A 13,704-nucleotide genomic window follows, 5' to 3' on the forward strand; every position below is an offset into this window, starting at 1 on the left:
TCCATTATACAATCAATTTTTTATAAATTCTATTAATTTATTTAAATATTTCTCTTTTATTGTATAATAATTGTAATTACTAACTTTGGAGGTTAATAAATGGAAAAAATATTAAATTTAAATACTCTAATAGAAAAAATAGATTTTTTAATTTTTATTTATGATGCAATTAGAATAGTTGATCCCATAAGGAAAAAGGTATACTACTTTTTTCAAAAGAAAAAGAATATATTGAAGAAGAAAACTCCTGCTATGAATTTTGGAATCAAAATAAGATGTGTTCAAATTGTGTATCAATGAGAGCATATACTCAAAATGAAACATTTGTAAAGATTGAGTATAATGGGGAAAAAGTGTATATAATAACCGCAACTGCTGTTGTTACAGATGCTGGGAAAGTCGTTGTTGAGTTTTTAAAGGACGCAACAGGTACAAGCATAATAGAAGATATAGAGGAGTTAAGTAGTGAAGAAATATACTCTAAGATAAATAATTTAAATGAACTACTTGTAAAAGATACTTTAACTAATGTATATAATAGACGATTTATAGAGGACAGACTTCCTGTTGATATCCTAAAGTCAAACTTTGAAAACACTCCCTTTCTATTATTATGTGTGACATTGACTTTTTTAAAAAGTTAATGATACCTACGGGCATCTTGCTGGTGATGAAGTGCTTAAACACTTTGCTTCTATATTGCAGGATAGTATAAGAAAAAGCGACTGGGTAGCAAGATATGGTGGGGAAGAATTTTTAATTGTATTAAATGGGGCAAATAAGGAAAAGGCAGTTGAAATAGCTGAAAGAATTAGGAAAAAGGTTGAAGAAGGTGCTGTTAAGTATAACAATTTACAAATAAAAATTACTGCAAGTTTTGGAGTATATGAAGTTTTAGGAGAAACTAATTATTTAGATGTAATTGAAAAGGCTGATAAAAATCTTTATACAGCTAAAAACACAGGAAGAAATAAAGTTGTAGCATAACTAAAAAATTTATAGTTGTTGAATTAATTCGAAAATTATGATAAAATTTAGAAAACTAATGGAGGTGGGGTTTATGAAATCTCTAAAGGGAACAAAAACTGCAGAAAATTTAATGAAGGCCTTTGCAGGAGAATCACAGGCAAGAAGCAGATACACATACTATGCATCTGTTGCTAAAAAGGAAGGATATATACAAATATCAAATATATTTATGGAAACAGCAGAAAATGAAAAGGAACACGCAAAGAGATTTTTCAAATTCTTAAACACAAGCCTTGAGGGTGAAGCTGTTGAAATAACTGCTGAATATCCTGTTGGTCTTTCAGATACAAAGACTAATTTAATGTATGCTGCAAAGGGCGAAAATGAAGAATGGTCAGACCTTTATCCAGAATTTGCAAGGGTTGCAGATGAAGAAGGCTTCCTGAAATTGCAAATGTTTTTAGAAAGATAGCGGAAGTTGAAAAACACCACGAAGAAAGATATAGAAAGTTACTTGCAAATATCGAAAATGGAGAAGTATTTAAAAAGCCTGAACCTATTAAGTGGAAATGTTTAAATTGTGGATACATACACGAAGGAGAAGAGGCACCTGAAGTTTGTCCTGCTTGTGCTCACCCACAGGGATACTTTGAAGTGTTAGCAGATAATTTTTAATTATTAAGGCAGAGGGATTACCCTCTGCCTATTGTAAACTGATTTTGTAAATAGTATCCTTGATTTGATGATATATCTTTTTGAATATGTAATCTGTCTGGTATAAAATATTCTATTCTCTTATTTAAAAGAAGAACATATAGTGAATTTAAAGTGTTTAGGGATTTAGCTGTAAAGGCGTCAAAGTATCCAAAGAAAGCAAATCCTCCTAAAATCAGATTATATAAACGTGAAAAAGTAATTGTATTCTGAATTGCATTGTAGGATTTCTTGGACAAGGATACAAATTCACATACTCTCATCAAATTATCATCTAATATTATGCAATCCGAATGCATAAATACCCTATCACAGGCAGTATTAGTTAAGCAGACGCTAACGTCAACTTCCCTCATTGCCATTACATCATTTATACCATCACCCATCATTAAAACTGTGTTACGTCTTGAAATCTTCCTTACAATATCACTCTTTTCTTGCAAACTGCACTCACTATATATCCTATTTATACCCAACTGTTCACCTATATGAATTGCATTTTCGTGCTTATCTCCTGTCAAAAGTGTTATGTTATTTATCCCATAACCTTTAAATGTTTGAATTGTATTATATGAATCGTTCCTTAAAACATCTTTTAAAATAATTATTGCACTTAATTTGCCATTTATAGCAACAAATATCGGTGTGTAAAAATTATTTTTCAGTATTTCATATTTGTCTAAATATAAAGATATATCTATATTATAATCTCTCATTATTTCATCATTACCAATCAAAACTTTTTGTCCATTATATTCTGCAAATACACCCTTTGAAGGTATATAAAAACTACTTTCTAACTTTTGAAATGATTCCTTATCTCCATATTTTTTAATGTCATAGCAATAGGATGCATACCATCATATTCACAAGCAGCACATATCCTTAAAACTTCTTCTTTTGTATACTTCTTATCTATAATATCTATATCAATCAAATCCATACGTCCATTTGTAAGCGTACCTGTTTTATCAAAAACAACTGCATCTACCTTTGATGCATTTTCTATGCAGTTTACATTTCTAACGTATATGTTCCTTCTTTTAAGTAGATTAACATAACTACTTATTCCAGAATTGAGTGCTGTCATAGATGCTGATGGAGTCATTACAAGCAATGTAGATAATGCATTCATTGCACTTCCTGTATAAATATAACTTGCTACTGCTGTGGTTAATGCAACAGGAGTAATTCGACTTTGGTATTTTTTAATTCTACCATATATTTCAAGTTTTTTAGTGGCATTTCTGATTTATTTGAATATTGTGGCACTTCATTAACTTCCAATATTAATTCTCCTGATACTACGTACATTCCCTCTGAAACAAAATCGTTAACCCCTATCTTTTCAGAAGATAGTTGTCCTGTATAATATAAACTACTTACTAATGCACTGCCCTTTACTACTATTCCATTAACTAAAATAGATTCTCCCTACTTACTTTTATAATATCACCTTTAGATAACATATCTACTGTAACAAGTTCCTCTTTTTCACCATTTAATCTTAGAACCATATTAATGAAATTACCTTTAATATTTCTTAATGTCTTTTGACATTGAATCATAGCCGAATACTTAATGTAGTCGCTTAAGGATTTCATTAAAAGAACAAATACACCTTTATTACTCTCACGTAAAAGAGTAAAGGATACTGCTGTTAATTTTAAGAGTATATCCGCATCTGTTGGAACATTCTTCATAAACCTCTTATAAAAGGATTTTAACAGAGGATATCCTCCAATGATAGTTACTATTGATGCTGCCTGAAGCACCCTTACATTTCTACTAATTGAGAATTTACCTATAGTAGATTCTTTAGTTCTTAACAGCAAATATATTAAAGTATATATTAATGTTCTCTTTTTGCTTTCTCCTTATTCTTTATAAGATTTATATAGTTTTCATACAAAGATAAGTCTTCTCTTTTATTTTTGTTAACAGCTAAATCTATTATGTAGTCAATTTTTTCATTATCTCATCCAAATTTATTTTATCTTTATCATATTCAATAAGGATTGTAGCAGAATTATGATTTACCTTTGAATAATTTACTCCAACTAAAGTTTCAAGATAAAAATTTATATACTCTGATAAATCCTTATCATAATAAATATAGGGATTCTTTAACCTCACTCTACCTGGTAAACTACTAATTACCTGCAACTTAATCAACCCCTGTTATTTAACTTTTTCATTTTTTCTTCTAACTCTTGTATTTGAGCTTGTAGTTTTAAAAGTTCCTCCTGTGCTGTGTTTTCACAAGTTACAGCACAGTGTTCTAATCCAATATCTTGGTTCTCTTCTTTAATTAATTTATGCCTGCTTTTCTCTACTTCATCCTTAATATCATCTACAAGTTCCTTTGTTTTGTCTCCTAAATACAAAACCTTCTCCATTGCTTTTATTGTATAAGGTTTAAGACTTTTATTTAGTTCTTTAATAAAAACATATCCTCCAATGCCAACAGCTGCACCTATTAAGAAGGATTTATTTATTTTCTTAACCATACCTTCTCCGTTACAGAAAACTTATAAAACTTTATAAAGTTTACATCAAACCTTATAAAAGTTTATGTTTCCTTCCTTGTTCATCGTGTCCAGTTTCGGATATTCCTACTCCTGTTTGTTTGACACTCCGAAGGCTTAAATTCCCCACTAACGTATGGGTACACATCAATAACTGATTTAAGTGCTATGCTACTCCTTTACCATAATTCTTTAGGTTTATACTTGAGTTTAAATCCCTGTCTATTTCATAACCGCACTCATCACATATAAAAGTTCTTTCTGATAAAGAAAGTTTATCTTTTATATCACCACATCTGATACAAGTTTTAGACGAAGGGTAAAATCTATCCGCAACTATAAACTTTATTCCATTCCAAGCACACTTATATTCCATCTGCCTTTTAAATTCGTGGAATGTCGCCTCTTGTATTGCCTTAGATAGCTTCCTATTCTTTAGCATTCCACAAGTATTTAAGTTTTCCATTACCACATACTCTGGCTTGGTTTTCGCCAAAGATGTAGTTATTTGATGAATATAATTGTGTCTTATATTTTTAAGCCTTTTATGTGTTTTTTGAACAAGGAATTCCAACTTATTTATATTGTTAGTTTTTCTGTAACAGTATTCACCTCCTTCTGTTTCAATTTTGTTTAACTCATATTTTTTAGACAACTTACGTTGTAATTTTTTAAGTCTTTTTCTAATTTCCTAACTTTGCTTGATTTGTTTATATTTTTAAACTTCTGTCCACTGCTTATAACAGCTAAATCTTTTACTCCTAAATCTATACCTATACCTTCGGTATAATTTTGATTTTTAACTTCAACTTCTTCTACTCCTATACTTAACCACCAATTTAATCCATCAAATGTCACTCTTGGATTAGAATATTTAGTGTTATTTCCTGTTGGTATTCTGCTTTTTTCAGATAGTTTAATCCAATTGAGTTTTTGCTTGTTGCGTTTTGTAGAAGTAGTTAGTTTCTCTAATTTAACGTGAGTATCTGTTATTTTAATTTTTGCAGTATCAACGTAAAAGCTTAGTCTACTTCTCTTTTTGATTTAAACTTAGGAAACTTTGTTCTTTCCTCAAAGAAGTTTTTATAGGATTGACAAGCATCTTTTATTGCTTGTTTTGTTATATTGTTTGAATAGTTGTTGAGCCAATCATATTCTTTTCGTTTCTTTAACTCGGTTAGCCTTTTTCATAGTTCTCCATCATTTAGAAATTTGCCACCATTTTTGTGATTTTCCTGTTGTGTAGCTAAAGCAAAGTTATATGCCCATCTTGCAACCCCTGCACACTCGAATAACTTTGTTCGTTGTTTATTGTTAGGTAGAAGCATTACTTTATATGTCTTTATCATCTTCCATAAGCTCCTTAATCATTTTCTTGGCTTTATTCGCTCTCTTGCCTTGTAATTTGAAACTAAATACTGTTATTATTTGAACTAAATCCTCTACAAGTTCCTGCTCTTCAGTCTTTTCTGTGTTGTCAATTATTTCAATATTAGTGCCATATTTATTACAAATATTTTCTATTAATTCAAATCCAAATCTAATAAGTCTATCTTTATATAGCACTACTATTTTTTCTACTTCGCCATTTGTAACCATATCTATAAGCTTATTTAATCCTTGTTTGTTATAATTAATTCCACTTCCAATATCAGTTATTATTTCAAACTGATAACCTTTTGCTATCATATATTCTTTAACGTATGTTATTTGTGTTTCTAAGTAATCTTTTTGTTTTTGACTTGAAACTCTACAATATCCTATTACTTTTTTATTTATAGGTTTTTTAACTATGCCAAGAAGGTGATTAAGTTGTTCTTCTGAATAATATCTAAATCCAGATGGTGCAATATAAGCAGGTTTTAATCTGTTATTTCTGTCCCAATTTCTTAAAGTTTGTTCCGTTTTGCCTATTAATTTAGCAAACTCACCTATACTATAATATTTCATTATTATCACCTCTCTATATACAATTACATTATACTTTTTATAAATTGTATATAGAGTTTTATAATTTCTTATAAAATTATTTTAGCTATTGTTCGCATCTAATTATTTTTTAAACATAGCATACTTAATTATTTTTTTATTATTTTTTTATTGTTTATTTTTTCTATTTCATCATTAAAAAATCTACTATATCCTGAGAATAATCTGTCCATATTTTAAGAATTTCATCTTCTTCATATGGAGTTTCTTTTATTTTATTTATACTCAATAAAAGAGCATCCTCTATTTGTTCTTTAATTATTTCAAGTTTTTTATTAAATCTTCGTGTTTGGTATCTTCTAATATATTTGTCTTCATAACTCTGCTCCTTATTTTAGAATACTTTTTAAACTTAATATATATAAAAAATATTCTAATATATATAATCCTCTTTTATTTTTTTATCGTATATAATATCTGAAATTAATACTTCAAAGATAGTGAATAATATCGTAAAAATTGGGGATATTGCAATTCCCTTACTATAAATAACATCAAATATATATGCAGTAAAGAAATAAGAGAATTTACTCTTTTTATATGTTGTTCTAATAAAAACTATGACTAAATATCTTATATAAATTTTCTAAAGACTTAATTTCAACATAGATATCCGCATTTTTATGATTTATTAGTTCATTAAAAACAAAAACTTTTATATACCATTTATTTTTACTTAACAAATCTGCATTATTTGATATAATTACTAATCTATCTTTTTGACTTATATTATCTATACATAAACTATTCAAAAACAAGCAGTCTTCTACATATTTTAAATCAGGTTTATCAGTGTTATATGTTAAAATATATATTGTATTAATACCCTCTTCTCTTAATCTAAAAACTAAAGTAATTATTTTTTATTTATTATACTAATTCTACTGTTTAGCTCCAGTCTTCTAATAACATTAGGACTTAGGTTTATATTTTTTGTAAAATTAAACTCTCATCAATTCCTACTTTGTTTGATTCATTTAAAAATTTAATTTCATCTATGTTATTTATAAAGATATTATAAACTTCTAATTTCTTTATTGTATGATTTAAACATATATTTTCTATTAACTTAAATATTATTGGATTTGATAAAATAGCTATAGAAATTAAAGAACTTAAAGGATAACCTAAAAAAATAAAAAAGTTCAAGTGCCAATCCAAATAAAAAGAATTTTTTATAAAATGGATTTTTCAGTAACTTATAAGGAGCCAAATCATCTGTTAAAATACTTATAGTACTTTTGCTTTTTAAATTAATTTTGTGTGTACTTAACTTAGTATCTACAACTTTGCAATATATAGTATCTTCATCTAATTTTGTTTCATCATACAAAACTAAAATACTACAATTATAAATATTAAATTTAATTGATTTAATACCATCTACTGAGTATAAATTAGTTCTAATACTACAAGCAGCTCCATAATCATTATATATTTCCCATACTTTCAATCTTAATCTACCTGGTATGGAAAATATTTTTTCTACAGCCTTCATTCGGTCTCAACCGCTAACTTTTTCTTTCTATTGTTATATTGTGCCTCTGCCACTATATCCTCAAATCCTTCCTTAAAGTTAGCAACTGTTTCTGCTGTTTTATCTCTAATACCTAAAATTAAGCCCACTGTGCCAACTGTAACTCTTCTTAAACCTCTTCCTATTTTTCTTCCTAAATTGAACTCCATTTTAGGAAGTTCCTTTTGTGCAAAATTCATATTTTGCATAGCATCCATTTTACTCAATATCATTTCGACATTCTGATTTAATTTTTCAAAGCTATTGTAGATAGTATTTACACTTGTCCTTAAATTTTCTTCATTCTTTATAAGTTTTTCTACCTCCTTTGATAAACTCTCATATTTTGCATTTAATTCTCTTACTTCTTGTTCAAGTCTTTTTCATTATTTAATTCACTCATAACAACACCTCTTGCTATGTTTTTTATATTATTCCTCATTTTTCAAAAAATATTACTATAAAATATTTTTGCATAAAAAACACCTTTATCAGGTGTTTAAGCAGTTTTATATTTTTCTGTTGTTTGATAATAAAATAGTTCATCAATTAACTCAAGTACCTGTCCAACCAATTGATTATACATATCAGTTTTAACATTAACTAACATTCCTTCCATCTTTCTATATATTTTCTCTTGGTTTTCTATTACTGATTGTTTTGAAGAAGCTCCACCCATTAAAAATTCAGCAAAATCAAATTTATCAAACATATAATTTACAACAACATTTTTGTTAAACTTCCGACTAAACTACAGAAACTCTTATTTATCAACTTTTCAGACATCTTTGTTATCTCATTTGTTATATGCAAACAATCAACAAAATCGCTTACTTTATCTAAATTTAAATGATTGACCTCAACATTTAATTCTATATCTACATAGTCATTAATTGATGATTCTATCTCTAATGCTAACATTTTTTCTACATTATCAATAAAGCTATTTATTTCTTCCATCGACAAAACCATTGCCTCAAAATTTTCTTTGTTATGCATCTTCAAATTGTTAGAAACCAAAATTGAATATGACTTTAATGCTTTAAAACAACCACTAAAAAATATATCAACTTGTTCTTTAATGAGAATTATACATTTTTTTCTAATAAATCTATGAAATTTGGAAGATATACCGTATTTCTCATCCTTCATACACTCCCTAAGCAACTTCATCCCAAAATATATAATATTCACTTGGTGTTAAAGGTTTTTTTGAAAATGTTAAATCAAAGTTAAATAAACAAGTATATTTATTCATTTACAGAGAAATACTACATATTAGCTAATTTTTGAGAATAGGTGATATGTATATGCAAAAGTAATGGAAAAATCAAATATCAATGCCATCTACCGAAGATTTCGTATCCCAATAAGTTCAATCTACAGAAACGAAAATATGTGTTCTAAAGTATCTACCTTTGCAAAAACACTAAATGGTGTTATTTATGCAAGTGCCAATCCATTAACTGGAAAACTTCTTGTAATTTACGATGAAATGCTCACAACCGAAAACATACTTAAATTTAACATTATTAGTTTTGTTTTAAACAAGAACAAAAGTACAAGTTCTGTTCATAATGAAAAACAAATTTTATCCTCCTCAACCAAATTTAAAGAAGAATATGCTGTGCCTTTAGAAGTCGAAATGAAATCTGTTAAAAAGGTAACCTATAAACCTTATGAACCATACCACGCAATTAGCATAAAAGAAATTGAACAAAACCTAAATACAAACTTTAACAATGGTTTATCTTCATACGAGGTTCAAAAAAGAATAAAAGAATATGGACTTAATGTAATATCTGAGAAAAAAGAAAATCCATTATTGCTAAATTTTTGAAGGCTTAAATGAATTTTCAACAAGGTTGTTACTTGGTGCTGGTTTTTGTCACTTCTTATAGGACAAATACCAGAAGCTATTGCTATTACATCAATTGCTCTTATTGAAACCTCAATATCTACCTTACAACAGCACAAAGCTGAAAACTCAATCTACTCTTTAAAAAATATGCTTGTAGATAAAGCTAAAGTTTTAAGAAATGGTGAAATACATAAAATTGACTCTAAAAACCTTGTTCCTGGTGACATAATATTTATTGAGTCAGGGGATAGGGTTCCTGCCGATGCAAGAATTATTGAATGCTATGATCTTAAAATTTCAGAAGCAACTTTAAATGGAGAGAGTACTCCTCTAATAAAAGACGCTTGTACCTGTGAAAAGAACATTTGTTTAGCTGATAGGTGTAATATGATTTATATGGGAACAAGTGTATTATCTGGCTATGCAAAGGCTGTTGTTGTAGCAACAGGTATGAAAACTGAAATTGGTAAAATAGCAAAAATGCTACAAAATATTGAAGCCGAACCTACACCATTACAAATTAAAATGCAGAAATTTACTCAAAAATAACAAAAGTATGTTTGTTATTAAGCTTTATTGTAGGTGGTATAAGTCTTATTGCTGGAAGAACAATACAAGAAGTTTTAACTACTGCTATAGGATTCTCATTAGGTGCAATACCTGAAAGCTTACCTGGAGTAGTAACTATAACGATGGCACTTAGCGTCCAAAAGCTTGCTAAACAAAACGCCATAGTTAGAAAGCTATCTGCAGTTGAAGGTCTAAGTAATGTTAGTGTAATATGCTGTGATAAGACAGGAACATTAACTATGAACCAAATGACTGTAAAAAAGTTTATGTAGATGGTTGTACTTATAATGTATCAGGTTCAGGATATTCAATAGAAGGAGATATTAAATTAGTTGATGGTAGTACAAATGATGAAGAAATATTAAAAAAGCTACTTGTAGCAGGAGTTTTATGCAATAACGCTAATTTAAAAAATACTAACAACAAATGGACAATTGAAGGAGACCCAACTGAAGGAGCACTCCTTCCACTTGCATATAAAGGAAATCTAAATGTAGAGGAAATTAGAAATCAATATAAAAGAATAAAGGAAATTCCGTTTGATAGTTCTCGAAGATATATGACAGTAGTTGTTCAAAACAATAAAGATAAGATAGCCTTCATAAAAGGTGCCTTTAGTAGTATTTCAACAAAATGCACAAGAATCTATGATAAGGGTATAGAAAGGCTTTTTACATCATCGGATAAAGAAAAAATACAGGAAATTTGTGATAAATTTGCATCGGATGCTATGAGGGTTCTTGCCTTTGGATATAAACATTTAGATAAGAACTCAAAGGATATAGAAAACAACTTTGTTTTCTTAGGACTTGTTGCAATGGAGGATCCTCCTCGTGAAGGTGTAATAGAAGCTATACAAAAGTGTCATAGTATGGGGATTAAAATAATAATGATAACAGGTGATAATAAACAAACTGCAACAGCAATTGGAAAACATTTAGGCATTCTAACCAATGGAATTGTTATATCAGGAATAGATTTAGATTTAATGACTGATGAAGAACTTTATAGAAAAATAAATAATATACAAGTATTTGCAAGGACATCACCTGAACAGAAACATCGTATAGTTAAAGCTCTAAAAAGATGTGGCCATATTGTTGCAATGACGGGTGACGGAGTAAATGACGCACCTGCTATAAAAGAAGCAAATATTGGTATAGCTATGGGAAGAGGTGGAAGTGACGTAGCAAAAGATGTTGCTTCTATCACTCTTGCAGACGACAACTTCACAACTATTGTAAATGCTATTGAAGAAGGTAAAAAATAAATTTAAAGATAAGAAATATTACAAAATACCTTCTTGCAGGAAGTATAGGAGAAATAATTGCTATATCACTATCATCATTAACCTTTGGTAGAATGCCATTTTTAGCACTACAACTGTTGTGGTTAAATGTAATTGGTGAATCTATCTTGGGGGCAAGTCTTGCAATGGAAAACATAGATGATTACCCCTCAAGCAAGCTTAAAAATTCACAAAACAACGAACTTTTAGATAGAAAAATTAGAACTGATATAGTAAAAAGAAGTGTTGGAATAGGTCTAACAAGCTTTGCTGTATTTGAAAGTTCAATTTTATTAGGAAGAGGAATTCCTTATGCACAAAGTATGGCATTTTCAAATTTAGTATTGACTCAGCTTCTACACGTTTATGATTGTAGACAAAGTAGGCTACCTTCAGCTCATATTAGTTTAGCATCTTCTTTGTCTCTTGCTTCACTTTTAGCAATACTTTATATACCTTCTATTAGTTCTATGTTTGGTACTGTACCACTGAATTCAAAGGATTGGATGATTTTATCCTTAACTACATCTTTAAGTAGAATATAAATAGATATTATTGTCTTATTAACTCACGGCAAGTTGCTCGTGAGTTAATATTTTTTCGATTAAAACTCTTCTTTTTTATTAACAAATCTATATTATAATATTCTTTGTTATGCTTTAAAAATATAAAGGAAAGGGATCAAAAGATGAGTATCTTAACTGTTAAAAACTTAAGCCACGGTTTTGGAGACAGGGCAATATTTGAAGATGTTTCATTTAGACTTTTAAATGGTGAGCATATTGGACTTATTGGAGCAAACGGTGAAGGAAAATCAACTTTTATGAATATTATTACAGGAAGATTAGAACCCGATGAAGGAACTATTGAATGGGCTAAAAGAGCACGTGTTGGGTACCTTGACCAACATACAGTTCTTCAAAAAGGACAAACTATCCGCGACGTTTTAAAATCAGCCTTTAATTATTTATTTGAACTTGAAAAAGAATACAATGAAATTTGCGAAAAACTTGCAGAGGTTAGCCCTGAAGAAATGGAGGGCTTGCTTGAAGATATGGGTACAATTCAAGATATTTTAACCCATAATGACTTTTATATAATAGACGCAAAGGTTGAAGAAATTGCAAGAGGTCTTGGACTTACAGATATAGGACTTGAAAGAGACGTTAACGATTTAAGTGGTGGCCAAAGAACAAAGGTTTTACTTGCAAAGCTTCTTCTTGAAAAGCCCGATATACTTCTTTTAGACGAACCTACAAACTATCTTGACGAACAGCACATCGAATGGCTAAAGAAGTACCTGCAAGAGTATGAAAATGCATTTATTCTCATAAGCCACGACATACCTTTCCTAAACAGCGTTGTTAATCTGATATATCATATGGAAAACAGACAACTTAACAGGTATGTCGGAAACTATGATGATTTTGTTAGGGTTTATGAGGCAAAGAAGCAACAATTAGAAGCTGCATATAAAAAACAACAACAGGAAATAGCAGAACTTAAGGATTTTATTGCCAGAAACAAGGCAAGAGTTGCCACAAGAAATATGGCTATGTCAAGGCAAAAAAGCTTGAAAAAATGGAGATTATAGAACTTGCAAAGGAGAAGCCAAAACCAGAATTTAATTTTAAGGAAGCAAGAACTTCTGGAAAGGTTTTATTTGAAACAAGAGATTTAGTAATAGGATATGATGCACCTCTATCAAAACCACTTAATCTAAGAATGGAAAGAGGACAAAAATTGCATTAGTTGGAGCAAATGGTCTTGGTAAGACAACGCTTTTAAAGAGCATATTAGGAGAAATTAAACCTTTATCAGGTGAAGTTGAACTTGGAGATTATCTTCACATTGGATATTTTGAACAGGAGATAAGGGAAAATAACTACAACACTTGTATAGATGAAGTTTGGAATGAGTTTCCTTCATTTACACAATACGAAATAAGAGCTGCTCTTGCAAAGTGCGGACTTACAACAAAGCAAATTGAAAGTAAGGTTTGCGTGCTAAGTGGAGGAGAACAGGCTAAGGTAAGACTATGTAAACTTATTAACAAAGAAACAAATTTCCTTGTATTAGACGAGCCAACAAACCACTTAGATGTTGATGCTAAAGAAGAACTTAAACGTGCACTTAAGGAATATAAGGGAAGCATACTTCTAATATGCCACGAACCAGAATTTTACAGGGATATTGTAACAGATGTTTGGAACTGCGAAACTTGGACAACTAAGGTAGTATAGTGCCACCCAGGTGAAATGTTACTTTT

Annotated in this window: 18 protein-coding genes and 4 pseudogenes; 9 read left to right on the plus strand and 13 right to left on the minus strand. The window is 29.4% G+C overall.

Going from position 1 to position 13,704, the window contains the following annotated elements; all coding sequences use genetic code 11:
* Positions 1-99 precede the first annotated feature (99 nt).
* The 4 genes and pseudogenes from PL321_RS07275 to rbr all read left to right on the plus strand — a co-directional run bounded on the left by PL321_RS07275 (position 100) and on the right by rbr (position 1,644).
* Positions 100-300, plus strand: coding sequence for a hypothetical protein (locus tag PL321_RS07275; RefSeq protein WP_273964039.1), 201 nt, complete (start codon positions 100-102; stop codon positions 298-300).
* Positions 297-644, plus strand: a complete 348-nt coding sequence (locus PL321_RS07280) for a hypothetical protein (RefSeq protein WP_273964040.1) — start codon at positions 297-299, stop codon at positions 642-644. The genes PL321_RS07275 and PL321_RS07280 overlap by 4 nt, the downstream gene beginning before the upstream one ends.
* A gap of 31 nt (positions 645-675) precedes the next feature.
* Positions 676-987 (plus strand): GGDEF domain-containing protein, encoded by a 312-nt coding sequence (locus PL321_RS07285; protein WP_273964041.1) that lies wholly within the window; start codon positions 676-678, stop codon positions 985-987.
* A gap of 73 nt (positions 988-1,060) precedes the next feature.
* Positions 1,061-1,644, plus strand: a pseudogene (gene rbr, locus PL321_RS07290) (rubrerythrin).
* A 17-nt stretch (positions 1,645-1,661) separates the two neighbouring features.
* On the opposite strand, the gene PL321_RS07295 reads toward rbr, so the two are convergent.
* The 13 genes and pseudogenes from PL321_RS07295 to PL321_RS07355 form a co-directional block, all read right to left on the minus strand.
* Complete coding sequence (locus PL321_RS07295) at positions 1,662-2,519, minus strand: HAD-IC family P-type ATPase (protein ID WP_337961118.1); 858 nt, start codon at positions 2,517-2,519, stop codon at positions 1,662-1,664.
* Positions 2,480-2,818, minus strand: coding sequence for a hypothetical protein (locus PL321_RS07300; RefSeq protein WP_273964042.1), 339 nt, complete (start codon positions 2,816-2,818; stop codon positions 2,480-2,482). The genes PL321_RS07295 and PL321_RS07300 overlap by 40 nt, the downstream gene beginning before the upstream one ends.
* A 38-nt stretch (positions 2,819-2,856) precedes the next feature.
* Positions 2,857-2,997 carry a hypothetical protein gene (locus PL321_RS07305; protein ID WP_273964043.1) on the minus strand — a complete coding sequence of 47 codons (141 nt, stop codon included), beginning with the start codon at positions 2,995-2,997 and terminating at the stop codon, positions 2,857-2,859.
* Between the two features lie 104 nt (positions 2,998-3,101).
* The gene (locus tag PL321_RS07310; RefSeq protein WP_273964044.1) at positions 3,102-3,518 is read right to left on the minus strand and encodes a hypothetical protein; all 417 of its coding nucleotides are present in this window, start codon (positions 3,516-3,518) and stop codon (positions 3,102-3,104) included.
* A 118-nt stretch (positions 3,519-3,636) separates the two neighbouring features.
* The gene (locus PL321_RS07315) at positions 3,637-3,849 is read right to left on the minus strand and encodes an HMA2 domain-containing protein (protein ID WP_273964045.1); all 213 of its coding nucleotides are present in this window, start codon (positions 3,847-3,849) and stop codon (positions 3,637-3,639) included.
* A gap of 5 nt (positions 3,850-3,854) precedes the next feature.
* Positions 3,855-4,193, minus strand: coding sequence for a YtxH domain-containing protein (locus PL321_RS07320; protein WP_273964046.1), 339 nt, complete (start codon positions 4,191-4,193; stop codon positions 3,855-3,857).
* Between the two features lie 184 nt (positions 4,194-4,377).
* Positions 4,378-5,560 (minus strand): annotated as a pseudogene (locus PL321_RS07325) (RNA-guided endonuclease InsQ/TnpB family protein).
* Positions 5,544-6,161: an IS607 family transposase gene (locus PL321_RS07330; RefSeq protein WP_273964047.1), complete on the minus strand. Its 618-nt coding sequence runs from the start codon at positions 6,159-6,161 to the stop codon at positions 5,544-5,546. The pseudogene PL321_RS07325 and the gene PL321_RS07330 overlap by 17 nt, the downstream one beginning before the upstream one ends.
* A gap of 587 nt (positions 6,162-6,748) precedes the next feature.
* Positions 6,749-6,952 (minus strand): hypothetical protein, encoded by a 204-nt coding sequence (locus tag PL321_RS07335; protein ID WP_273964048.1) that lies wholly within the window; start codon positions 6,950-6,952, stop codon positions 6,749-6,751.
* Between the two features lie 317 nt (positions 6,953-7,269).
* On the minus strand, positions 7,270-7,698 hold the full coding sequence (locus PL321_RS07340) for an HMA2 domain-containing protein (protein ID WP_273964049.1): 429 nt from the start codon (positions 7,696-7,698) through the stop codon (positions 7,270-7,272).
* The gene (locus PL321_RS07345) at positions 7,695-7,916 is read right to left on the minus strand and encodes a hypothetical protein (RefSeq protein ID WP_273964050.1); all 222 of its coding nucleotides are present in this window, start codon (positions 7,914-7,916) and stop codon (positions 7,695-7,697) included. Before PL321_RS07345 ends, PL321_RS07340 begins: the two co-directional genes overlap by 4 nt.
* Positions 7,917-8,215: 299 nt before the next feature.
* Positions 8,216-8,428, minus strand: coding sequence for a hypothetical protein (locus PL321_RS07350; RefSeq protein ID WP_273964051.1), 213 nt, complete (start codon positions 8,426-8,428; stop codon positions 8,216-8,218).
* Between the two features lie 5 nt (positions 8,429-8,433).
* Entirely contained in the window at positions 8,434-8,868 is a 435-nt protein-coding gene (locus tag PL321_RS07355) for a hypothetical protein (protein ID WP_273964052.1), read from the minus strand.
* 169 nt (positions 8,869-9,037) lie between these two features.
* Here PL321_RS07355 and PL321_RS07360 point away from each other — a divergent pair, with 169 nt between their 5' ends.
* The 5 genes and pseudogenes from PL321_RS07360 (at position 9,038) to PL321_RS07380 (ending at position 13,678) form a co-directional block, all read left to right on the plus strand.
* The gene (locus tag PL321_RS07360) at positions 9,038-9,556 is read left to right on the plus strand and encodes a cation-transporting P-type ATPase (protein ID WP_273964053.1); all 519 of its coding nucleotides are present in this window, start codon (positions 9,038-9,040) and stop codon (positions 9,554-9,556) included.
* Between the two features lie 168 nt (positions 9,557-9,724).
* Positions 9,725-10,419, plus strand: a pseudogene (locus tag PL321_RS07365) (HAD-IC family P-type ATPase).
* Between the two features lie 161 nt (positions 10,420-10,580).
* Complete coding sequence (locus tag PL321_RS07370; protein WP_273964458.1) at positions 10,581-11,417, plus strand: HAD-IC family P-type ATPase; 837 nt, start codon at positions 10,581-10,583, stop codon at positions 11,415-11,417.
* A gap of 92 nt (positions 11,418-11,509) precedes the next feature.
* Positions 11,510-11,980: a cation-translocating P-type ATPase C-terminal domain-containing protein gene (locus tag PL321_RS07375; RefSeq protein WP_273964054.1), complete on the plus strand. Its 471-nt coding sequence runs from the start codon at positions 11,510-11,512 to the stop codon at positions 11,978-11,980.
* Positions 11,981-12,123: 143 nt separating this feature from the next.
* A pseudogene (locus PL321_RS07380) lies at positions 12,124-13,678 on the plus strand (ABC-F family ATP-binding cassette domain-containing protein).
* Positions 13,679-13,704: the final 26 nt, after the last annotated feature.

Source organism: Caloramator sp. mosi_1 (genome assembly GCF_028622835.1).
Lineage (GTDB): Bacteria > Bacillota > Clostridia > Clostridiales > Caloramatoraceae > Thermobrachium.